Raw genomic sequence first — 22,537 nt, 5'->3', positions numbered from 1 at the left:
TACAAATAGTTAGAAAAGATATGAGTTAAAGGGAATAATGTAGATAAAATAAACAGTCAAAGTAACTGCACTGCTTACGATGAATTTCAGATTTTGATGCTAAACCAAAATACCGAGGCAACTCTTTAAAAAAAGAGACATAAGAACTATCTGCTTCACAACGAAAAAAGGACCTAATAAGGTCCCTTTTGTCGATGTTTAAACGCTTTTAGCAATATATGGTCGCTATTTAACAATCCACGGTGTGGCACTGATAAGCTCAGCATGACTGCTAAGCACTGTGTTATCGTCTTGCCAGTTGTCTGTTACTTTTATTGAACAACGCTGCTCTTTACAGCTAACGCCATTTGCCGAGATAGCGTCTTGGCCGTTAAATTTAAGTACAACACCCTGTTGTTCAGGCAGTAAGAACCACATTAATTTGCTAACAAAAAAGCCCGACAAATCAGATAACAGCTCGTCAAATTCTTCATTTAACGTATATAAGTTCGCTTTACTGAGTTCAAAATCAGCCAGATCCGTTGCTTCAATTTGTAACTTTAATTGGCATTCATGTTTTGGATTTTCTGGTTGAACAACTATTACGGCTTTATCTGTATCAAGCTGCTTATCGAATGGTAAAAGTAGTTGAGCCTTATCTGTATAAGTTAGGTCAAACTCTTGTTTTTCTGTAATTATTTTACCTGATTTAATTTTGCATACTTCGTTGCTAGCAATATCAGACAAATAAAAGTTAACTTGAGCGTATTGAAACTCGCCTTTATTAACAACTTTCAAACGATCGTAAAAGCCATCATAGGCAACAACAAATTCTGTTGCAGCGGCCTTTGAAGCAACTGCACCTAGCGCAACCGCGATGGTTGCTGCTTTTAACCATGGAAGGAGTTTATTCATCAAAGTAAGCTCTGTTTTGATTTATCATTTTATTTAATTCTTCAATATACGCTTCACCGCGCTCCGAATAAGACAACAAGCCTTGCGTTAGCTTAGTTGCATCAATTGGCTTTTGCTGGCGACGTAAATCAGCACGAATTGATCTTAAATCTTTATACGCTGCATGGGTATTAATATTTTTAAAATATGAACTTACAGCCGCACGTACCGATTTAAAAGCCGTCACTTCATGGGCTGCTTCGTTAGCACGGCGACGAGGCACCATGCCGCAACCCTTTTTGTAACACCACTGGCCGAAAAAATTTAAACCAATGCGTGCAAAGCGTGATGTACCCCATGCTGATTCATTAGCTGCTTGCATTAGCGCAAGCTCTTTAGGAATGATATCAACACGACGTAGTGCCTGGGTAAGCGACAAAGTATCTATGGTGGTTGGCAACTTGTAGCTTGTCAGTATTTTTTTAATATCTGCTTGCTGCTTGCTACTTAGTGGCTCATTGTACTCCAGCATCATGCGCGCGATTTCTAAAGTCGCACGCTGCTGTAGAATCTTTTTATTTTCGGCCTCAACATGAGGGCGAATAAAATCAAAAAATGCATGTTTCTTTTCTTTCACATCAGTAAAAGCTGCAAAATCTGGCAGTTTCACATTATGTAATGGCTTTTCTTTTTTGATTACGCGCTGGGTCCCTTTTGGCGTTGTCTGCGATTGTTCAGACCCACTTTCTACTACTTCTTTATCTACAAATGGCGATAACAACGCCCATGCAAAAAAAGCAGCAAGTAAAGCTCGAAAAACGTAATTAAGCATGTATTCTCTCATATAAACTACTACTCATGTGCGGTAACGTCACGCACATACAGAGGCGGAGTATACCAAAGCTGTGGATTTTTGGCGAATTTGCCCGAAGCACCCAACCCAAAGTTTATACAGAACCGAGTAAGAAACGGCCAATTTGCTCGCAATTTTCAAGCGCTTGCGTATACTAAAAAGCAAGCAAACGAGAAATAGGAAGGTTATTTTTATGTGCCAATCTTGGCAAGCTCGTATTATTGACCAGCAAAAATATCGTCCAAACGATAATCGCTCAGCTTGGCAAGTTGACCGCTCTCGAATTATTCACGCTGCTGCATTTAGGCGTTTGCAAGCTAAAACCCAAATTATGGGTATTGGCTTAAATGATTTTTACCGAACCCGTCTTACTCACTCATTAGAAGTGGCCCAAATTGGCAGTGGTTTATTACGCCACTTAAAAAAGCAACACCCTGAATTTACGAATTTTCCGAGCGGTAGCTTACTCGAAACCTTGTGTCTTGCTCATGATATTGGCCACCCTCCTTTTGGTCATGGTGGTGAAATAGCATTAAATTACATGATGCGTGAGCACGGTGGTTTTGAAGGAAACGCGCAAACATTAAGAATTGTGTCTAAGCTTGAGCCCTATTCAAATGGCTATGGCATGAATTTAACCAGACGCACCTTATTAGGCTTTATTAAATATCCAGCCTTTATTGATGATTTGTGGCACAGCATTCCACCTTTGAGTGAGCAACGTAGTTTTATTAAAGCTGACCATTGGCGACCAGCCAAAGGCTTATATAAAGACGATAAAGATGTTTTCGATTGGATCATTGAGCCACTGTCGAATAACGATAAAGCGCTGCTGAGTAGTCATTATAAGGTTGATGAGTTTAGAGCTAAAACCCATTACAAATCGATAGACTCAGCAATTATGGAATTAGCTGACGACATTGCGTATGCCGTTCACGATTTAGAAGATGCCATAGCTACAGAAGTTTTAACGCTGGCTGATTGGCAAAACCATGCCCTTGTACAGTTGCAAGAGCTTGACTCTGCTTGGCTAACCACCCATTTGAGCTCAATAACCGCCAGACTCTTTTCTCATCACGAGTATGAGCGTAAAGACGCTATTGGTGAGTTGGTTAACACCTTTATTATTAACGCTCAGTTAGTTGTACAAAACGCAGATTTCGAATCTGAAATACTGCAGTACACAGTAAGCCTACCGGATGAATTTGCCGAAATTCTTAACGTGCTAAAACATTTTGTTTTTAAACGTTTAATTCGCGAGCCAAAGATGCAGCAAGTTGAATTTAAAGGGCAAAACCTGTTGATTGAGTTATTTAGTGCTTTTGCCAGCGACCCAATGCGCTTATTACCTGAAACAACCCAAGAAATGTGGCTAAATGCGCACCAGCAAGGTGATAATGCTATGCGCATAATATGTGACTACTTATCAGGGATGAGTGATGAATATGCTTATAAAACCTATCAGCGCTTGTTTTTACCATCTGCTTAAGTAATTTTTGAACAGCAGTTGAAATTGTTCTAAAATCAAACAGGTTATAGTAATAACAACCTCACCCCTTGAATGCATTTTATTTAACATGGATTGAAATAATGCTCAAAAAATACCTGCTTATTAGTGCTGCTGTAGCAAGCTCATTTGCTTGCTATAGTGCAGAATCACTTCCTGATCCGCTTCTTGAAGAACGCGGCATAATCATAAAAGATGCCACTCATTTCGATTGGGTACGGCTGAATTCGGGCGAATGGCTCAAAGGCGAACTAGTCTCCATGTATGATAAAGAGATTGAGTTCGACAGTGATGTGCTCGACACATTAATTATTGATCGCGAAGATGTCTACATGATTATCTCAGATCGCCACCATACTGTGCGCTTTAACGATGGTAATGAGCTAAGCGGCACATTAAATATCTCTGGTGGTTATGTGAAAGTTGGCGAACAAGAAGCTAAATACCGTTATCGCGATTTAGTCTCTATTGCTCCTTCAGCTGAAAGCGAACTCAGTGCATGGACTGTAAAAATATCGCTAGGTGCCGATATATCAAAAGGCAATACTGACCAAACAGAGTATTCGGCTCGTGCAGATATCAAGCGCCGTACGGCGTCTAGCCGTTTCCTCGCAGAGTTTTTAGGCTATCGCACCACCAGCGATGAACAAGTTACTAAAAACAACATCCGCGCTAATGGTACCTTCGACTGGTTTTACACACAAAAAATGTATTTCCGTCCAGCCTTCTTTGAATACTACCGTGACCCGTTTCAAAATATCGCTAACAAGTATACTCTCGGTGCCGGTGTTGGTTACTATGTAATGGATACCGATAAAACAGAATGGGATTTTTCAACAGGCCCAGCTTATCAAAGAACTGAGTTTGATACTGTCACTACGGGTGAAGAGAAATCAAATTCATCTTGGTCATATTTTGTCGGCACTAATTACGAGCTTGAAGTCACCAAGAAAATTGATTTTACCTTTAATTATCGCTATCTAACTGCAAACAGTGATGCAGGTGGAGATTCTCAATATGCGATGGCTGCGTTTGAGTTTGAGATCACCGATGATATCGATTTTGATATGTCATTAGTATGGGATTATTTGGCTGACCCGATTGCTGATGAAAACGGTGTAGTACCAGAAAAAGAAGATTACAAAATGATTTTCGCGCTGGGTATCGATTTATAAACATCTCAATCAATCGATATAAAAACGCCGAGCTTAGCTCGGCGTTTTCATTTTAGTTAAAAAATATCTTATAGCGATTTAACACCCATGTTATATAGGGTAAAGCCATAAATATCAGCGTATTGATCAATGATCTTACTTGTTGGTGTTCCTGCACCGTGACCTGCATTTGTTTCAATGCGAATAAGATACGGATTTTGTTTCGCACCTTTTTCTTGTAGCTCTGCTGCAAACTTAAATGAATGCGCAGGCACAACACGGTCATCATGATCCCCTGTTGTTACTAAGGTTGCTGGGTAGCTAACACCCTCTTTTACATTGTGAACTGGTGAATAGCCTTTTAAGTACTCGAACATTTCTTTACTTTGTTCACTCGTACCGTAGTCATACGCCCAACCAGCACCCGCTGTAAAGGTGTGGTAACGCAGCATATCTAAAACACCTACAGCAGGAAGCGCAACTTTAAATAGCTCAGGGCGCTGTGTCATAACCGCACCAACTAATAAGCCACCATTTGAGCCACCACGTACCGCTAAGTAATCAGGTGAGCTGTATTGTTTTTCGTTTAAGTACTCAGCCGCAGCAATAAAGTCATCAAATACATTTTGTTTCTTAAGCTGTGTACCATTTACATGCCATTCTTTACCGTATTCGCCACCACCACGAATATTAGCAACAGCATAGATACCACCGTGCTCAAGCCATGCCGCAATTGTAGGGCTGTAGCTTGGTGTTAGGCTCACGTTAAAGCCACCATAACCATATAAAATAGTCGGATTTTTACCGTTAAGTTCGGTGCCCTTTTTGTACGAAATTATCATCGGAACTTTGGTGCCATCTTTTGATGTATAGAACACTTGTTCAGAGATATATTCTTCGCTATTAAATTTAGCGCCCGACTTGCGGTACACATCAGACTTACCTGATTCAACATCAAACGAATAGGTATTGCCTGGTGTAGTGTAATTAGTAAATGAGTAATACAGCGTTTGTGCATCGTGCTTACCGCTAAAGCCATATGCAGTTCCCACACCTGGCAGGCTGATGTCGCGTACTAATTTTCCTGATTTATCGTATTGTTTTACTTGCGAAATCGCATCAACCATATACTTAGCAAAGAAGTAGTCACCGCCTTTTGAAAGGCTAAGCACATTGTCAGTTTCTGGGATTAAATCTTGCCAATTTTCTGGGCTTGGATCAGCTGCATCAACAGTCACTACACGTTTATTTGGCGCGTTTAAGTTAGTCACTAAATACAGTTTCGAGCCGTCATTATCAATAATTGAGGTATCTGAGTCAGTGTTATCTAAAATCGTCACTAGCTCGCTGTCAGGCTTAGTTAGATCTTTGATAAACAGTTTATTACCTGAAGTTGAAGTACTTGCTGCAATTATTAAATAACGATTATCACGGGTTACATCAGCACCTATATAACGATGTTTCTGAGCCTCAGTGCCACCATAAACTAATTGGTCATCTGCTTGTGCCGTGCCTAACTTATGGTAGTAAACTTTATGTTGATCTGTTTTTGCAGACAGCTCACTACCCTTTGGCTTATCGTAGCTCGAATAATAGAATCCTTCGTTGCCAAGCCAAGAGATACCGCTGAATTTTACATCGACTAATGCTTCTTCAATTGGTTGTTTAGTCGCTGTATCAATAATGATAATTTTACGCCAGTCACTGCCGCCTTCAGAGATTTGATAGGCCGCTAGCGTGCCGTCCTCTGTGAATGTTAAGCCCGACATTGAGGTTGTGCCGTCGCTACTGAAGGTATTTGGATCTAAGAACACCTCAGCTTCTGAGTCGCCTTTTTTACGATAAACTACGTACTGATTTTGCAGACCATCGTTTTTATAAAAATAAGTGTATTCACCCTCTTTAAATGGCGCTGTGACTTTTTCGTAGTTCATCAACTTTTCAAGCGTAGTTTTTAGCTCATCGCGATAAGGAATATTTTTTAGATAAGAAAAGGTAACGTCATTTTCGGCTTTCACCCACTGGGCTGTTTCGTCGCTCATATCGTCTTCTAACCAACGATACGGATCGGCTACTTTCTCACCGAAGTATTCATCAACAACATTGCCTTTTTTAGTTTCTGGATAATTCACAGCAGCTTTAACCTCTGCAGTTTTTACTGTTTGTTCTGTTTTTGTTGGGGTAGATTCACCGCAGCCCGCCAATGCAACAACAATTGCACATGCTAGTGTTTTCTTGATCATAATAAATTTACTTTTAGTTATTGTTAATAAAATGAAAGTAAAATTAAAGCATTAGAATGTCTAGTAATTTGCGGTTAAACACTGAAAGTGCTGTAAACCAATGTAAAAACAAAAAAGCCACGTAGTAACGTGGCTCTTCAAAGCATGTATTTGCTAAGCGATTATACTTTTGTTAGCCAGCCATGAGTATCTGCTGATTTACCCCATTGAATATCATTTAATGCTTGGCGTAATTTAGCAACTTTTTCACCTGGTTCACCCGAGCCCACCTTAAACTGTTGGTCGTTATGAATAAGCGTGCCAACCGACGTCAGTACCGCAGCGGTACCTGATAATGCAGCTTCAGTACCCGGCTTAGCGGCTCTTTCTAGTAATTCAGACACAGTGAAGTTACGCTCAGATACTGTCATACCTAAATCTTTCGCAATCGTTAAAATACTATTACGCGTTACACCGTGTAAGAATGTGCTATCAAGTGCTTTTGTGATGATCTCATCACCATCAATTAGAATGAAGTTTGCAGCACCAGTTTCTTGTACATCACCACCTGGGCAGAATAAAATTTGGTCTGCTTGATGCTCTGAGCGAGCTTCTAAGATTGGACCTAATGCACTTGCATAGTTACCACCACTTTTAACCATACCCATGTGTGGTGCACAGCGCATGCCGTCTTCTTCAAGTAATACACGTAATGCTGTAGCACCGCCTGAGAAATAATCACCTACTGGCGAAAGCAATACATAAAGCAAGGAACTCATTGACGGTGCAGCCGCTTTACCGATTGCCGCTTCTGTACCAATATGGGTTGGGCGAATATACATTGAACCCGGCGGTGTTGGTGTTTCGTCTGCGTACTCTTTTACAATGTCTTTGATCATTTGCTCAAGCATGCTTTCGTCAAAGTCAGGTAAGTTTAGTAACTTAGAGCTTTGTTTCATACGAGCAATGTTAGCATCCATACGAAAGATATAGACCGAGCCATCTTCGTGACGAAATGCTTTTAATCCTTCAAAACAGGTGCTTGAGTAATGTAATACGTGAGCACCCGCATGTAATTCGATTTTATCAGATGGGACCAGCGCGCTTTCACTCCATGAGTTATCAGCAAAACGTGCTTGGATCATTTGTGGCATAAATACAGTACCAAATGCGGCCATTGTTGTTCTCTCTTGTTTGGACTACTTTTACCCCATTGTATGCTAATCCATCCCCGTTTAACCATAGCAAACTAGTGCCTTTTATCGATTAAAGTGATAATAATCCGACCATTTGGTACAAAAAATGCGCAACCCAAGTTGCGCATTGTTTACTGAGAATCATTCACTAACAAATGACTGTAAATTATCTGTAGTTCATTTTTGCTGTGAGGCGGTTAAAAAAGCCCGGGAAAAAACGCTTAATAGTCGGTGCTAAACCACTTATTCCTTCACCAATAACAACTTCATCTTTCTCGGCTTCAATGGCTTTAATCATTTTTGCAGCCGCTTTTGCCACATCCATGCCGTTTTCAATTGATTCCTCTGGCTTATTTTGCGGTTTACCGTGGCCATCTAACGAATTATGTGCAATGGCTGTTTTGATTGAACCTGGGCAAATAGTCAGGCAATTCACATTTTTATCGGCTAGTTCTGCTCTTAAGCAATCCATGAAGCCCACGACCGCATACTTAGAACCCGAATATCCAGTTCTGAACTTTGAACCGACTTTACCCGCTACACTGCTAATTGATACCACCATGCCCATACCTTGCTTCACCATCTGTGGTACGACCGCCTTAGTTAAAGCAATTAAACCAAAGTAGTTTACTTCCATCAGTTGGCGATAAACCGTAAATTCGTTTTCTAAAAATAGACTACGCTGCGACACCCCACCGTTATTGATAAGAACATCAATGCGGCCAATTCGCTCGATCACTGCTGGCATATCTTCAAGTAAGGCTTCGGGCTCTGCCAAATCAAGAGCGACCACATGATGATTACCACCGAGTCTTGTATTAAGAGCGTTGAGTTTTTCCTCATTACGGGCAGACAATACTAGCGTTGCCCCTTTTGCTGCCAGTTGCTCACAAAGTGCCTCACCAATTCCAGATGATGCCCCAGTTACCCAAACTGTTTTACCATTTAATTGCATGTGTGTTCCTTATTATTGTTGTTATGCTTTGTTAGGCCCTGCATTTTGTTCGATATGATCAGCAATATCTTTATAAAAACCAAGCATAATCAAGAACTCTGCTAATACAAATAACGGGCCTATGACCAAACCAATTAAATCATCAACAAAGGCTGGCTTTTTACCTTCAAAATAGTGACCAATAAACTGAAACACCCAACCAACAATGAAACTGCCAATGCTCACAGCTAGCCATAACTCTGTTGAAAGCGACACCACAGGCTCAGCAGCAATGCTTAACAAACTTAAGCATACAGCCATAATTAACCCCATAGATAAGCTAAGCATTAAGTAATAAAGACAGGTGAGTGCAATCACCACGGTTGCCAAGGAGATAACGGCAGGCTCTGAGATAAGCGTGACGCGTTTTAATAAACAAATAATTGCAAATACAATTAATGGAATGCCGATAAAGTGAGTGTAAATATTGCGTTTAGAACGGTGATAAAGGGCGTAATTTGTCAGTTGTTGTTTTAATGTTTTCATTGTTTTTCCTGCCAAAACTGTGTTCAAAATTCAGATTAGCAGAAAATTCACCACCAAGAATGTCAACTAGCCGACATTTAAAGTTGCTAGCTTAAACTCACACATTAAACCAGCGCATCAATAACTTTGCCTTTTTCAGCTTCAGGTCGCATATCCATGCGTTCGCGACCTTTTTGATACTCTTCATCGAGCATCGCTTGCAGCTCATTCATTTTTTCTTGCAGTGCTTTAGTATCGGCACCTTGTTGTTGCATTTGTTCAGCAAGCTTCTCTATTTGCGCTTTTATTTCATCAATTTTCTCTTTATCAACCCCGAGCCGCTGATAAACCAAAGCTTCTTGAGCTTGTGCTAAAAAAGAGCTGGGCTCAGGCTGCTTTTGTAAAAGTTGTTGTGCTGAAGATGCTGGCGTATGCATGGTATTCACATCATCGAGGCGAGTTGTTTGCGATAGCTTAGCAGCAGCCGAAGCGTGATAAGGGTTATATTGATTATGAAATGTAATTGCCACAAGTTGTCTTCCATTTAAGCTTGATTACAACTTTGTAGCAATTTTAGTTCCAAACTAGCATTGAGATTGCAATTTATCGATATCAATAATTTCAATCGTTTGATATTTAAGATTAATAATTGAATCAGCTTGCAGGGATTGTAAAATTTGATTAATGGTTTGCCGTGTTAAATAGGTCATATCGGCAAGTTGTTGCTGGGTAAGCGGCAAACAGCTTTGGTGTGACGATTGATAAAGCATGCATAACCGCTTACTCACCTTTTGCTTTGCTGTAAGGAGTGCGTGATCTTCTAATGAGTCAAACAGGTTTCGCACTTTATTGGTAAGCAGAAGCCCAAAATCATGCCAATATGCAGGGCTTTCTTGTAATAACTGGCTTAATGCCCGCTCAGGTACGTGTAAAAGTCGTACCGCAGTTTGAGCATACACATCGTGGGTGCGCTTACCACCATCAAACAGAGCCACTTCACCAAACCACATAGCACTGGTTACAAAACTGAGCACGGCTTCTTTGCCTTGGCTATTAACCCCAGAAACTCTAAGCACGCCATTAATAACACAATACAGACCGGTATTTTCATCACCACGCAAAAACAATGCATCACCAGCATTTAAGGTGATTAATTTAGCATTTTTTACTAGCTTGTCCCTAAATAATTGTGTGCGATTTTTAAACCATTTGTCTTGGTTAATTACCGAAAGGTCTTGTTCATTCAAGTGTTTATCCTTTACATTGTTGTTGTGTGCATATATCCAAGCCACCTCAAAATGCAGAATTCAGCGTTTCACAGGTTGTTTGGATATCTAAATAATAAAAGGATACGGGATGTTAAACAAACTACTTTCGACCAGCCTACTTCTTAGTGCTATTTCTACACCTGCATTTGCTAGTGATGTTAATACTGAACTTAAATCTGCCAATAAAAGCGTCAGCGAAAAAGTCATTAAATGGCGCCGTCATTTACACCAATACCCAGAGCTTAGTAACCGTGAGTTTGAAACAGCCAAATACGTAGCTAAGCATTTACGTTCGTTAGGCCTTGAGGTTCAAACAGGTGTGGCTCATACCGGTGTGGTTGCCAAACTTAAAGGGGGCAAAAAAGGTCCGCTTATTGCGCTGCGTGCAGATATGGATGCACTACCTGTAAAAGAGCAAGTAGACTTACCTTTCGCGTCAACTCAAACAACAGAGTACAAAGGCAATACCGTTGGCGTAATGCATGCCTGTGGTCATGATAACCATGTGGCTATTTTAATGGCAGCCGCTGAGTCTTTAGTAAAAATTAAAGACCAACTAGCGGGTGATATTCTGTTTGTCTTCCAACCTGCTGAAGAAGGTGCTCCTGATGGCGAAGAAGGTGGTGCTGAGCTGATGCTTAAAGAAGGCTTATTTAAAGAAAAGCCAGAAGCCGTATTTGGTTTACACGTAACCAGCTCACTTAATACCGGACAAATTGGTTTTCGTGAAGGGCCGCTAATGGCCAGCGCCGACAAATTTACAATCACAGTAAAAGGTCGCCAAACTCACGGCTCACGCCCTTGGAATGGGGTTGACCCAATTGTGGCGTCATCACAAATCATTATGGCAACACAAACCATCGCTTCACGCCAAGTTGATGTGACCAAAGCGCCATCGGTAGTTTCATTTGGTGCCATTAATGGCGGTGTGCGTAACAACATCATCCCTGATCAAGTTGAAATGGTTGGCACAATCCGTACCTTTGACCAAGAAATGCGTGCTGACATTAAAAAACGTTTAGCTAAAACCGCTGAGATGGTAGCTGAATCAGGTGGCGCAGAAGCACATGTTCACATTGATCATGGTTACCCAGTAACAGTGAACGATGTTGAATTAACCAAGAAAATGACACCAACTCTTGCTGGTGTGGTTGGCAAAGAAAACCTGATCACAACGCCACTTATCACAGGTGCCGAAGACTTTAGTTACTACGCCTTAGAAACACCAGGCATGTTCTTTTTCTTAGGTGTCACACCAAAAGGTCAAGATGCAGTTACAGCACCAAGTAACCATTCACCACACTTTTTTGCAGACGAAAAAGCTTTACAGCTTGGCGTAAATGCAATGACGCAATTAGTGGTTGATTACCTTAAATAAGCGGATTGATATAATCACTATTCCCTTCTGGCGGGTGACATCACTACCCGCCCTATTTTCTTAGTTGTTCAGCATCAATAAAGTTCATTTTGCTAGGGTTAGATTACTATAAACAGGTAAGGAAACCCCATGACATCAGAATACTTTCATTTTTTAAGCATTATCGGTGTAGCGTTTTTTGCTATTTCTGGCACCTTGCTGGGCCATGAAAAAAGTGTTGGTGGTTTTGGTGTGGTAGTCGTTGCCACAGTCACAGCTCTGGGTGGTGGCACACTTCGAGACATATTGCTTAACAAACCTGTATTTTGGATAGCTCAACCCGATTATTTGTACGCAACTTACATAGCCATATTCGCCTCTATTTTATCTATTCGTCACTTACCCGATTTAAGTAACACCACCATGCTATTAATGGATGCCGTAGGGATGGCTATTTTCAACATTATTGGTATCGAAAAGGCACTGATCGGCGGCGCAGATATGGTTGTAGCCATCACTATGGGTATGACCACAGGTATTTTTGGTGGCCTGATGCGTGATGTGATCTGCCGAGAAGTGCCTTTAGTAATGGGTGAAGAGCTCTATTCAACCGCTTGCTTATCTGGCGGGTTAACTTACGCGGCTTTATTCACCCTAGAGGTGAGTTATATTTGGTGCATTCTTGGCGCATTCGCTGTGACGGTCTGTTTAAGATTAGGCGCCATACACTTTGGCTGGCAACCTAATCTGTTTCGTAAAAGCAGCTTTAAACGCTCTTAGCAAGTCATATAAATACAGCCATCGAGTGGCATGTCCGCTGGATACTGGGTTTGTATAAAACCCAGTTTTTCATAGGCTGTTTTAGCAAGGGTATTGTGGCTATACACAAACAACGACAAACTATCGCAGTTCAATTGCTGTTTACCCTGCTCTCCTAGTAAATTTATCAACACTTTTGCAAGACCTTTACCACGTTCACTTGGCGCGATAACTAGCCGCCCTAAATGGCAACGACCTTCACGTAAATAGTATTGACCAAACCCTAACATCAGGCCTTCGTCATTAACCAACGCGAAGGAATTCAGCGCATCTAGGTTTAAATCTTTTTTAAAGCTTTGCGTATCAAATGGGTAATTAAAAAATGGCCCAGACCAAATACGCAGTTCAGCCTCTGAGTTAAACCAACCCATTAACTCGTTTAGTTGGTCACTCGTTACTTTAACTAGCTTCATGTTTTAACCTATCGTATAAACCCGATGCACGAGTAACTGATTTATTCATCGCCATGAGCAATACATTTTTATCGGCCACCAGCTCAAATGTGGTTTTCGCGCGGGTGATACCCGTGTAAACCAACTGCCTGTTAATGCCCTGATTAGCCTGTTTTATTGGTGGTAAAATCATTGCTGTGTAAGCAAATTCAGAGCCTTGCGACTTATGAATTGTCATGGCATACACTTTGTCGTGAGCAGGTAAACGTGCGGGCGAAAAGGCACGAATATTTTCTTGTTCATCAACAAACATGGCTTTTAACTGACCTTGCTCATCGTGCATTAAAATACCGATGTCGCCATTAAACAGTTTTAGCTGGTAGTCGTTTTGGCTGATCATAATTGGCATACCCACGTAATGCCTTTGATATGGCGAAATTAAACCTTGTTGAGCCAGTGCTTTTTCAATACGCTGATTAAGGCTATTTACACCATAATCTCCCTCTCTGACTGCAGCCAGTAACTGATAATGCGCAAATGCTTTATGCACACTGGCAACACTTGCCCCTTGCTGGATAAGCTGCAAATAATCGTGATATTGCAACGCCGCTTGTTGCACAAATTGCTCAATCGGTTTACTAATTACGCTGTAATTAAGTTTAAGGTCTTTAAAGCCACCTTGATTAATCGTTTGCTCAACGTAGCCCAGTAAGCCACTGTTATTGGTATTTACAGCTTGTGCTAATTGACCAATGCCGCTGCTGCCATCAAAACGATAACTTTGCTGTAAAAACGCAATACAATCGTTAAGTACAAAATGACTGCTCGCCGCGGGTATTTCGCTCTGATTATTAAAACAAACGCGATTAAGCTGCGCTGCTCTTTCACTGCTGTAATCAGGCATTTTGCCAAGCTCTAAGCCTTGGCATAGGTCGCTAAGAATACTGCCCGTATCAACCGAGGCTAATTGGTCTTTATCACCCAGTAAAATAAGTCTTGCATGGCTCGGTAGTGCCTCGATTAGTTTTGCCATAAGCGATAAATCTACCATCGATGCCTCATCAATGATCAGTACATCTAAATGCAGCGGATTACGCTTGTTATGGCGAAACTTATTGGTATGCGGAATAACGCCCAGTAAACGGTGAATCGTTTGCGCGCTTTCAGGAATAAGTGGAGCGATATTATCAGGGATCATACTAAGCTTTTGCTTTGCCCCTAAAATCGACTCGGTTAAACGCGCTGCCGCTTTACCTGTCGGTGCAACCAGCTTAATTGTTAGCGGTGCACTGGCATACAAAGATTGTAATATTGCTAGTAGCTTAGTTACTGTGGTGGTTTTACCGGTACCTGGGCCGCCAGTGATCACACTAAAGCCTTTTGTTGCGGCAATCGCACAGGCTACTTTTTGCCAGTTTAATGTTTTAATAGGATCGCTTGGGTTGGTTGTATGTTCACTATTAGGAAAATACACCTCAAGTAATGCCGTTAATTCGGCTTCATCAAGTGTGAGTTCTTTCGTTGCTAAATGATGTAAACGCGAAGCCAGTGTGGTTTCGTATTCAGCCAGTCGGGCAAAATAAAGTTTATTCGCGAACAATAGCAGTGGTTTGTCGTCCCCGACACACTCAGCATTCATTAGTTTATTAACAGCCTCATTAAGGCCAAATTCCATATCAAACGGGGTTAAAACCTCAGGGGCTGCAATGCTGGCATCAGCTAGGCTTTGCTCTCTTATTTCAAACGGGTTTTGCCAGTTTATATTCACGAGCTCTAAACAGCTGTGCTGACTTTGCTGCGCGGCCGCAAGTAATAAAATCAGGTAAAAAACCTCATTATGCGCTGCATCGTTATTCTCTATGAACGATTGTGAACCGGCTACTGTTTCTGTGCCAGTCAATAGCTCTGCGAGTTTAACATCAACTAAGCGAATACGTTTTGCCTCAAGTAAATAACTCAGTAAAGGCTGCGTTTTAAGTTCTGTGGCAGGTAACACTGAGTCGCTTTGGGTATGTTGTGCTGGCTGCTGTGGTTGCTTATTCATTGGCTCGTTTGGCTCATGGTCATCAAAGCCGAATGTCATTTGACTCATAGCATGGCTCCTTGTGCGAATAAGCTATCAAGCTCAGTTATTTGCTGTTTAGTAAGCTGATTAAAGTACACCCCTTGCCCTTCGCTCATACCACGTAAGAAGGTGTAGTAAACACCGCCTAAATGCGTATCGCTATCGTAATCTTGAATACGTTGTTTTAATAAGCGGTGCAATGCCACGGTATATATCAAATACTGCAAATGATACTGGTGACTGGTCATGGCCTGTTCTAGTTGCTCATGTTGGTAGTCAGCCGCACCATTGCCTAAAAAGTTCGATTTATAATCAAGAATATAATACTTACCCTGCCAGCAAAATATTAAATCGATAAAGCCTTTTAGTAAGCCTTGTACCTCACTAAAATCAAGCTGCCCGGGTAAGTTAAAGTGTTTTACTAACACCTGGTTAAGCTTATCGCTTGAGAGCGATAACAGCGGTAAGTTAAATTCCATTTCGACCAAACAGGTATCAGGCTCAAGTACTGATAAACTAAGGCCTTTATCGTTTAATGGGCAATTCAGTGCAGCAAGGATCCACTGCTCGGTCATTTCCTGCCAACTATCGTCAATATGGTATTTTTCGAATAACGTTTTAATCACTTTATCTAGAGCGTGGTCGTCTTGCTCAGTGGCTGGACGCTTTAACGCATAAGGGTCGGTAAAGTCTAATTGCTCAAATATTTCATGCAAACAACTACCCGGCTTTGCCCCTTTTGGGAAGCTGTAAGGTGTTAAAGCATTGGCATTTTGGGCTAAAAACTCATCTTTTTCGTGATCTTCATCACTGCGACCAAGCTCAATATGATCAGTATGCTTTTTCAGCGTTAAGCTACTAAAGCTGGTTGAGCGCCAATCACGCTGAATGTCTGCTTTAACAGTATTAACTTGATAGGCTTGCTCACTGTCAGCACCAGCAAATGTTAACTTTTCAAGCTCATCCGCTTCGCTAAACGCCTCATAGTGCATGTGCGCAGAGCCTTCACAAAATTGTTGTAACAACGCGCGCCATTCATCGCCCGATTTAATCTCTAACCCTGCAAATAATACGTGGCCAATGCTGGTACTTTGAATACCAGGGCGAGCACTACGACCTTGCGAAATATTATACATACCCACAGAGCAAAAATGCACGGCACGAGTCAATGCCACATAGAGCAAGCGTAAATCTTCAGCCAAGCGCTCTTGCTCTGCTTTTTGCATTGCGTCGTCACTTTTAGCAAGGTCATAAATCAGCTTACCGTCTTTATGGTAAAGGGCTTCTTTGCTTTCACGGTAGCCACAGGCAAACGGCATGAATACAATCGGGTACTCTAAGCCTTTTGAGGCGTGCATGGTGACAATTTTCACCAAGTTAGCATCGCTTTCTAGGCGTACTTGCACCGCTTCACCATCTTGTTGACTGACTTTTTGCGCAAACCAACGCAGCAATCTGTGGGTGCCCTCAAGCTCAATTTGCTTTTGCTGTAAGGTCTCCCCTAAATGGCGGAAATCGGTGAGCCAGCGTTCAACGTTGTAGCCTAAGCCTTGCCAGCGCGCTGCAAGTTGATTATGGCTTAATAAACGCTCGAGCATCGCCATAGCGCCCTGTTTATGCCAAATGTGAGCAAGCTGAGCAAAAAAGTTTAAATGCTCTTGCCATGCACTTTCATTTTCGTGAAGCTCATAAATGCGGTTGTAGCTTAAGCAAAACAATGGCCCAGCAAGCACACCACGCAGTAATGATTCATCATACTGTCCATGCAATGCCGTTAAAAAGTTCAGTAAATGATGACTAAGCTCTTGGTTAAAAACACTATCTCGCGATAAATACACACTGGCAATGGCGGCTTCTGCCAGTGCAGTTTTCATCAACTGTGCTTCGTTTCGGTCACGCACTAACACACAGATATCGGCAGCAGTAAGTGGTTTTCCTGCAATAGTTGCATGGCCTGCATTAGCTTGCTTGAGTAGCTCAGTAATTTTTTTCGTATATTGCAAAGCCAATGCCTGTTGAGCTACCCCTTTGCTGGTTGGCTTGTTGTTGGCTTCGGCGTACTCATCAACAAAAACCGAAAATTCAAACGCACTGGGCATTTCACCGTTTATTAAAAACGCTTTGTCTTGCTGTTTTCCCTTCGCATTGACCTTTTGAAATGGAATCGCATCGTTGTAAATAAAGCTATTAGCATTTTTAGCAAATAAACGGTTTACACTATCAACAACCCCTTCGCTTGAGCGGTAGTTGGTATCTAGGGTATATTGCTTATCATCTGAAACGGCTTGTTTTGCGCCAATATAAGTAAAAATATCTGCACCACGGAAGCCATAAATAGCCTGTTTTGGATCGCCTATCATGGCAAGCGTGGTGTTTTTAATGCCATAAATGCGGCTAAAAATACCATATTGAACTGGGTCGGTATCTTGGAACTCGTCAATCATGGCAACTGGAAATAAAGCGGCAATTTTTTCACTTAACGCTTGGCCTTGCTCACTTAAAAGCGCCTGATGCAAATTACTCAGTAAGTCATCTGGAGTAATAACGCCTTGCTCTTGCTTGCGCTTAACTAATGCATTTGCGACCCATTTAGCTGCGTATTGCACTATCGCAATATTCAAGCCGTTATTGATAAGGCTACTGATTTTAGCCATTTCATCAAACTGAGTCAGCATTTCATGACTCAGCAAGCTGCCGTTTTTCTTATAATTTGCAGGGTCGCTTAAATTCTCTGTGCTCCACACTTCGAACGAGTATTTGCTGGTACCAAATACAAAAAATAGCTCATCATTGTTTATATACTCTTCAAGCGCAGCAAGGCTGTTTTTTCGGCCTGGGGTTTTTGAACCACTTAAATCAGATGCTTTTACAGCATTAATAAACTCACTCTCACGGCACGCAGTTTTAAATGCCGGTACTTTTGCCACGAAGTTGTCGCGCGCTTGCCATATATCGTCAAGGTCGTACTCAGGGGTAATTGTTGCCCCTTGTTTATTGAGTAAACTCACTACCTGTGAATACAGTGACGCCGGCACTGGGAAAATATCGGTAATTGCTTGCGTTCGCTCTTTTGATTGTGGGTAAACAAAGGCACGCCAAAAGTCATTAAGGGTTTCTTGAATAAGCTCACGCTCATCTAGAATAAACTCTAAGTTAAACGCCACGCCGGATTCAAAAGCATGTTGTTTCAGCATTCGCTGACAAAAGCCATGAATAGTGAATATAGCGGCTTCATCCATCGACTTTGCCGCAGCGTCTAGCAAATCAAATGCGGCGTGTTTGTCAGTTACCTCGTTAATTACTTGCTCAATCAGCTCATCACCGGGCTTTTTACCAAGCAGTGCATCTCTGGCATCGATTATACGCGCCCGCACACGGTCTTTAATTTCTTGGGTGGCGGCCTCGGTGAAAGTCACCACCAGTATTTGCTCAACACTCAGCGGCGTATTCAATTGTTCATCTTCACCGGTCGCTTTTTGTAAGCCCAACAAATACCGTAAATACAAACCTGTGATGGTGTAGGTTTTACCTGTACCGGCACTGGCTTCAATAAGGCTTTGCCCACACAGCGCCATACTCATTGGATTAAGCGTTTGCATGATCTGCCTCCTGTGCTAATTCAACAATTGGCGATAACAGCAGCTCGCTCCATTTTATAAACTCTTCTTCACAGTCTTTAAGGCTTTTTATGGTTAAGCGAATGTATGGGTTCTCACCTTCACCTATGCCTATGTATTGCGGCGCGAATTTATTGTTTGCTTTAACCATGTCTTTATCTGTTTTTATGTACTCGTAACCACTGACCGGGAAAAACGCCACAGGGCGAGTTAAAAGCGTTTCATAAAGCGAAAACCAATCATTTAAATAGCTACGGGCATCGTCTTCTGACAAGGGTGAAAAACTAATTTGCTTGTCTAAACCAAGAATGAGGGTTTCAACCGGCTGGCCCATTATTTGCGCCGCTAAATGATGCACAAAGCCACGAATTACATCTTTTGCTTTAATACTGGCGGTGCGATAAAACACCTGTTTTTGACCATAAATATGATTTAACCAACCTTCTAGTGTGGTATTGGCTATTTTAATATTTACTTCAACGGGTAATGCTTCATCACCTTGAATATGCGCTTTCACTTGCCCTGCAAGCGCATCAACTCGGTGCTGCATACTTTCAAACACAAGATCGCCAACATGGGCTTGGGGTAATTCACCGCGCTGCATAATTTGCGCTTTATTAAGCGGTAGCTCTTGAATGCTCGCTTCGAGAATTTCATCAAGGTAAAAGTAGCGGCGTAATGCATCTAAACTAAATGGCTCTTCATCTTTAGCAATATCGTTAAATTGCGGTAAGCGTAAACCCAAACTTTGCTGATAAAAGCTCTCGTGCGGCTGGCAAATACTGCGAATAAACTGAGTTAACTCAACGCTGCTTTCTGGCTGAACACTAAGCGCTTGCTGTGGTTCAGGATTAACAGCTTGAGTTGGCATCCACACGGGGTTATAGCTGTGTAATTGTGTGGCTAGCGGTTTATTTGCTTTTTGCTCGTCATCAGTTTGGCTTTTATTACCTTCTTTGTTAGTGGTCAGATAATAAGCCGGGTTAAATGGCTGTAAGTGCTGATAATTAATCAGCGCCTCAGGTAGCTTTAAGTGAGTGTCTTTATCAGCAAATTCAAAACTACGGGCTATGTATTCCAAAAGCTCGCTCACTAAAGTTGAGGGCATTCTTGGTTGGTTATCAAAGCAAGAACGGCCAATATAACTGATGTATAAATTCTCACGAGCACTTAAAATCGCTTCTAAAAACAGGTAACGGTCGTCGAGCTTACGAGAACGGTCGCCTTTTTGGCGTTTTGAGAAAGGCACTAAGTCAAAACCAATTGGCTGAACGGTACGTGGGTAATCTGCATCATTTAAACCTAGCATGCACACTACTTTAAATGGCACCGCACGCATTGGCATCAACGTACAAAAGTTAACTTGCCCCACTAAAAAGCGCTGCCCTACACCTTTTTCTTGAATACCTTGTTTAACCAAGTAACTCACAATACGCTGCGAAACGGCTTGTTGGTAATCGCCATTATCATAATGCTTAATCAGTGTATCGAGCACTTTTTGCAGTACTAATAAATCCCAGCTTTGTTCACCTTCATCGCTGTACACATCGCTTAATAATTCTTTTAGAATTTCTGCCTTTTCATTAAGCGGTGCATCAGCTTGCAGCTTAGCTTTATATCGGGCCAGTACATCAATAAATTCAATGAGTTTATTTAAGGTATTTAATGCCATGCCTTCAACTTCATCGGCACTGTAAATCCCCGAAAACGGCAATTGTTCATCACGTTGTGCAACGCCAAGTAACAAGCGGTTTAGGCCATGTTGCCAGGTATTTAAATCTATTGCGGGTAAGCCAAAACTGTCTTTGTGGGCGGCATCTAAGCCCCATTTAACGCCAACGCGTTCAAGCCAAAAGCCAATTTGCTCATATTCATGAGCTTCAAGGTTAAACTTTTCGGCAATTTGTGTGACTTGCAGTAAATCAAGAATGTCAGACACACCAAAGCGTGAGTAAGGTAAATCGGCTAAACTAGCAAACGAGCTAAGTACGGGTTTTTCTTGTTCTATGGCTAAATCGGCTAACGCATAAGGAATAAAACGTCGCCCTTCGGCACCACCAAACACCGCCTCAATATACGGGCTGTATGTGCCAACATCTGGCATCATTACAATAATATCTTTCGGAGTTAGCGCTTTATTTTCATTGAATAAATTGAGTAAGTAATCATGTAGTCGTTCTACTTCACGAAGTGGCGTGTGACAATCGCTCAGCACAATACTGGTATCGTCTGCCTGAATTGGCAACTTGCCTTCGTCATTAATAAACCATTCTTTATCAGGCGTTAGTGATTCACCCTTAAAAGCTAATTGATAAATTTCAGACTGTATTTGCGATAACAAGCTTTGATCAAAATCGTTATCAAATCCGTCAAGCCACTGCGCATCAAGTTGCAGTAACTGCTCAAAATAGTCTCGGCCTAATTTACCCCATGACGAGAGTAACGGGTTACCGATAAAAAAGTACTCGTGATCAGGGTTTTTAGCGCTGTCTTCAAGCGCTTGTAGCTGCGGGCGTTTGGCATATTTAGCGGCAATCTTAGCTGCTGTTTTTTCATCGAGTGTGTCACCCCAGTAATGCTCACTGGGGTTGAAGAAAAACAAAAACACCTGCGTTTTTTTTGCAATGGCCTGAAACACTTCAAGCTGGCTACTCGCAATTGCAGAAATACCAAATAAACTAATGCGCTCAGGTAATAGGCTTGCGTCCATTTTTTCAAGGGCTGCAAGGAGTTTGTCTTGCATATTGGCGCGGTGATATTGGCTTTGCCCAAGCTCTTTACTGTGCGCCACCAGCTTACGCCAGAGATCTGGCTGCCATGGCGCAATGCCTACATCAACATCATCAAGTTCATCGATGCCCTGCTCCCAAGTGGCAATCCAATTGGGACGATACATTAAATATTGGTCATAAACGTCGGCAATTTTCTCGCACAAGGCAAAGGTTTTTTGCCCTTCACTGTCACCATCCAAATAGGTTTTCAGCGGTAAGTACAGCGGCTCATCAATGCAGTTTGGTAAAATAGCAAACAGCTTCCAAGCAAGGTTCGCTTTGTTATACGGTGATTCACTAGGTACATCAGGCAATAATTGTTGGTAAAGCTGCCATATAAAACTCGAAGGCAGCGGAAAATCAACCTGAGCGGCAATCCCTAAGTGTTCGCTTAAACCTATTTTTAGCCACTGCGACATACCTGGTGACTGCACAAGCACAATTTCTTTTTTAAAGGGACTCGTTAATGGATTAACTTTAAGAAGAGCGTGAAACCGCGCTTGCAGTGCTTCCATGCGATTTGATTGAATTATATTCAGCACTTTACACTGTCCTTGCTTGAAACTAACTAATTGACACAGTGTAAGATATTTTAATTAGATGGGATAGAGAGAAATACCCGCAAACAAGGCTTATTCCATGTTTGCGGGCATGAGCTGCGGGCATATGTTAAGGATATACGCTGCAGGCAATATCTACTGGTATGGGCTTATCGTCGATAACGCGAACTCGGTGTGCATTATCTCATCACCCTTGATACCTTTAAGCGCAATACGAATGGTAGGGTCTGCTTTTTGCCAATCGATTGTTAAATCGCCGTAGTTAACCTCATGAGTGTAATCACCCACACGGTGTTTATTAGGGCTAACATCTTTCCACTTTTCTGTAAGCCCAGAGCTAGTCATCTCGTGTATACCCAAACCACCCCAAGATTCGAGTTTCAGTTGGAATTAAAAGCGATTTAGGCAAGGCATTGATTGAAAA

General features: G+C 41.8%; 15 protein-coding genes and 2 pseudogenes. 4 read left to right on the top strand and 13 right to left on the bottom strand.

Annotated features, from left to right (window positions below; translation table 11 throughout):
* Positions 1 to 225: 225 nt before the first annotated feature.
* Positions 226 to 894, bottom strand: a complete 669-nt coding sequence (locus tag NFU46_RS00820; RefSeq protein WP_251598804.1) for a DUF2987 domain-containing protein — start codon at positions 892 to 894, stop codon at positions 226 to 228.
* A complete protein-coding gene (locus NFU46_RS00815; RefSeq protein ID WP_251598801.1) occupies positions 887 to 1,705 on the bottom strand; it encodes a glucosaminidase domain-containing protein in 819 nt (272 codons plus the stop codon). The genes NFU46_RS00820 and NFU46_RS00815 overlap by 8 nt, the downstream gene beginning before the upstream one ends.
* Positions 1,706 to 1,919: 214 nt before the next feature.
* On the opposite strand from NFU46_RS00815, the gene NFU46_RS00810 reads away from it, so the two are divergent.
* Together NFU46_RS00810 and NFU46_RS00805 are read left to right on the top strand one after the other, a co-directional pair.
* Positions 1,920 to 3,215 (top strand): anti-phage deoxyguanosine triphosphatase, encoded by a 1,296-nt coding sequence (locus NFU46_RS00810; protein ID WP_055021046.1) that lies wholly within the window; start codon positions 1,920 to 1,922, stop codon positions 3,213 to 3,215.
* Between the two features lie 101 nt (positions 3,216 to 3,316).
* Entirely contained in the window at positions 3,317 to 4,408 is a 1,092-nt protein-coding gene (locus NFU46_RS00805) for a DUF481 domain-containing protein (protein WP_175078209.1), read from the top strand.
* 68 nt (positions 4,409 to 4,476) lie between these two features.
* Here NFU46_RS00805 and NFU46_RS00800 read toward each other — a convergent pair whose 3' ends face one another.
* The 6 genes and pseudogenes from NFU46_RS00800 to NFU46_RS00775 all read right to left on the bottom strand — a co-directional run bounded on the left by NFU46_RS00800 (position 4,477) and on the right by NFU46_RS00775 (position 10,511).
* On the bottom strand, positions 4,477 to 6,630 hold the full coding sequence (locus NFU46_RS00800; RefSeq protein WP_251598798.1) for a prolyl oligopeptidase family protein: 2,154 nt from the start codon (positions 6,628 to 6,630) through the stop codon (positions 4,477 to 4,479).
* Between the two features lie 161 nt (positions 6,631 to 6,791).
* Positions 6,792 to 7,793: pseudogene (locus tag NFU46_RS00795) on the bottom strand (branched-chain amino acid aminotransferase); the annotation flags it as partial.
* Between the two features lie 178 nt (positions 7,794 to 7,971).
* A complete protein-coding gene (locus tag NFU46_RS00790; RefSeq protein WP_251598792.1) occupies positions 7,972 to 8,760 on the bottom strand; it encodes an SDR family oxidoreductase in 789 nt (262 codons plus the stop codon).
* A 21-nt stretch (positions 8,761 to 8,781) separates the two neighbouring features.
* Positions 8,782 to 9,285 (bottom strand): DUF962 domain-containing protein, encoded by a 504-nt coding sequence (locus NFU46_RS00785; RefSeq protein WP_251598789.1) that lies wholly within the window; start codon positions 9,283 to 9,285, stop codon positions 8,782 to 8,784.
* A gap of 104 nt (positions 9,286 to 9,389) precedes the next feature.
* On the bottom strand, positions 9,390 to 9,794 hold the full coding sequence (locus tag NFU46_RS00780; RefSeq protein WP_251598786.1) for a hypothetical protein: 405 nt from the start codon (positions 9,792 to 9,794) through the stop codon (positions 9,390 to 9,392).
* Between the two features lie 54 nt (positions 9,795 to 9,848).
* Positions 9,849 to 10,511, bottom strand: a complete 663-nt coding sequence (locus NFU46_RS00775) for a Crp/Fnr family transcriptional regulator (protein WP_175078206.1) — start codon at positions 10,509 to 10,511, stop codon at positions 9,849 to 9,851.
* Between the two features lie 109 nt (positions 10,512 to 10,620).
* Between NFU46_RS00775 and NFU46_RS00770 the strand changes: the two genes are divergently transcribed.
* Both NFU46_RS00770 and NFU46_RS00765 read left to right on the top strand, forming a co-directional pair.
* Entirely contained in the window at positions 10,621 to 11,910 is a 1,290-nt protein-coding gene (locus NFU46_RS00770; RefSeq protein ID WP_248526505.1) for an amidohydrolase, read from the top strand.
* Positions 11,911 to 12,039: 129 nt separating this feature from the next.
* Positions 12,040 to 12,669 carry a trimeric intracellular cation channel family protein gene (locus NFU46_RS00765; RefSeq protein WP_062565213.1) on the top strand — a complete coding sequence of 210 codons (630 nt, stop codon included), beginning with the start codon at positions 12,040 to 12,042 and terminating at the stop codon, positions 12,667 to 12,669.
* Here NFU46_RS00765 and NFU46_RS00760 read toward each other — a convergent pair.
* From NFU46_RS00760 to NFU46_RS00740, 5 genes and pseudogenes are all read right to left on the bottom strand, one after another.
* On the bottom strand, positions 12,666 to 13,121 hold the full coding sequence (locus NFU46_RS00760; protein WP_251598783.1) for a GNAT family N-acetyltransferase: 456 nt from the start codon (positions 13,119 to 13,121) through the stop codon (positions 12,666 to 12,668). The two genes, NFU46_RS00765 and NFU46_RS00760, sit on opposite strands and share 4 nt — an antisense overlap.
* The gene (gene recD, locus NFU46_RS00755; protein ID WP_405030589.1) at positions 13,108 to 15,183 is read right to left on the bottom strand and encodes an exodeoxyribonuclease V subunit alpha; all 2,076 of its coding nucleotides are present in this window, start codon (positions 15,181 to 15,183) and stop codon (positions 13,108 to 13,110) included. The genes NFU46_RS00760 and recD overlap by 14 nt, the downstream gene beginning before the upstream one ends.
* A 5-nt stretch (positions 15,184 to 15,188) precedes the next feature.
* Positions 15,189 to 18,764, bottom strand: a complete 3,576-nt coding sequence (recB, locus tag NFU46_RS00750; protein ID WP_251598779.1) for an exodeoxyribonuclease V subunit beta — start codon at positions 18,762 to 18,764, stop codon at positions 15,189 to 15,191.
* A complete protein-coding gene (gene recC / locus NFU46_RS00745; protein WP_251598776.1) occupies positions 18,751 to 22,095 on the bottom strand; it encodes an exodeoxyribonuclease V subunit gamma in 3,345 nt (1,114 codons plus the stop codon). Before recC ends, recB begins: the two co-directional genes overlap by 14 nt.
* A 153-nt stretch (positions 22,096 to 22,248) precedes the next feature.
* Positions 22,249 to 22,461, bottom strand: a pseudogene (locus NFU46_RS00740) (alkaline phosphatase family protein); the annotation flags it as partial.
* Between the last annotated feature and the right edge of the window lie 76 nt (positions 22,462 to 22,537).

The sequence above is a fragment of the Pseudoalteromonas sp. NCCP-2140 genome (assembly GCF_023708065.1).
In the GTDB taxonomy this organism is placed as follows: domain Bacteria; phylum Pseudomonadota; class Gammaproteobacteria; order Enterobacterales; family Alteromonadaceae; genus Pseudoalteromonas.
Note: the sequence above shows the minus strand (reverse complement) of the source record. Positions and strands in the feature narration are given on the sequence as shown.

What these genes read in the sequence shown, in the direction of transcription:
- recB (WP_251598779.1), bottom strand. Translation starts at nt 18,764, where the DNA reads ATGCAAACGCTTAATCCAATGAGTATGGCGCTGTGTGGGCAAAGCCTT.
- NFU46_RS00790 (WP_251598792.1), bottom strand. Translation starts at nt 8,760, where the DNA reads ATGCAATTAAATGGTAAAACAGTTTGGGTAACTGGGGCATCATCTGGA.
- recD (WP_405030589.1), bottom strand. Translation starts at nt 15,183, where the DNA reads ATGACATTCGGCTTTGATGACCATGAGCCAAACGAGCCAATGAATAAG.
- NFU46_RS00785 (WP_251598789.1), bottom strand. Translation starts at nt 9,285, where the DNA reads ATGAAAACATTAAAACAACAACTGACAAATTACGCCCTTTATCACCGT.
- NFU46_RS00770 (WP_248526505.1), top strand. Translation starts at nt 10,621, where the DNA reads ATGTTAAACAAACTACTTTCGACCAGCCTACTTCTTAGTGCTATTTCT.
- NFU46_RS00810 (WP_055021046.1), top strand. Translation starts at nt 1,920, where the DNA reads ATGTGCCAATCTTGGCAAGCTCGTATTATTGACCAGCAAAAATATCGT.
- NFU46_RS00805 (WP_175078209.1), top strand. Translation starts at nt 3,317, where the DNA reads ATGCTCAAAAAATACCTGCTTATTAGTGCTGCTGTAGCAAGCTCATTT.
- NFU46_RS00765 (WP_062565213.1), top strand. Translation starts at nt 12,040, where the DNA reads ATGACATCAGAATACTTTCATTTTTTAAGCATTATCGGTGTAGCGTTT.
- NFU46_RS00800 (WP_251598798.1), bottom strand. Translation starts at nt 6,630, where the DNA reads ATGATCAAGAAAACACTAGCATGTGCAATTGTTGTTGCATTGGCGGGC.
- NFU46_RS00815 (WP_251598801.1), bottom strand. Translation starts at nt 1,705, where the DNA reads ATGCTTAATTACGTTTTTCGAGCTTTACTTGCTGCTTTTTTTGCATGG.
- NFU46_RS00760 (WP_251598783.1), bottom strand. Translation starts at nt 13,121, where the DNA reads ATGAAGCTAGTTAAAGTAACGAGTGACCAACTAAACGAGTTAATGGGT.
- NFU46_RS00820 (WP_251598804.1), bottom strand. Translation starts at nt 894, where the DNA reads ATGAATAAACTCCTTCCATGGTTAAAAGCAGCAACCATCGCGGTTGCG.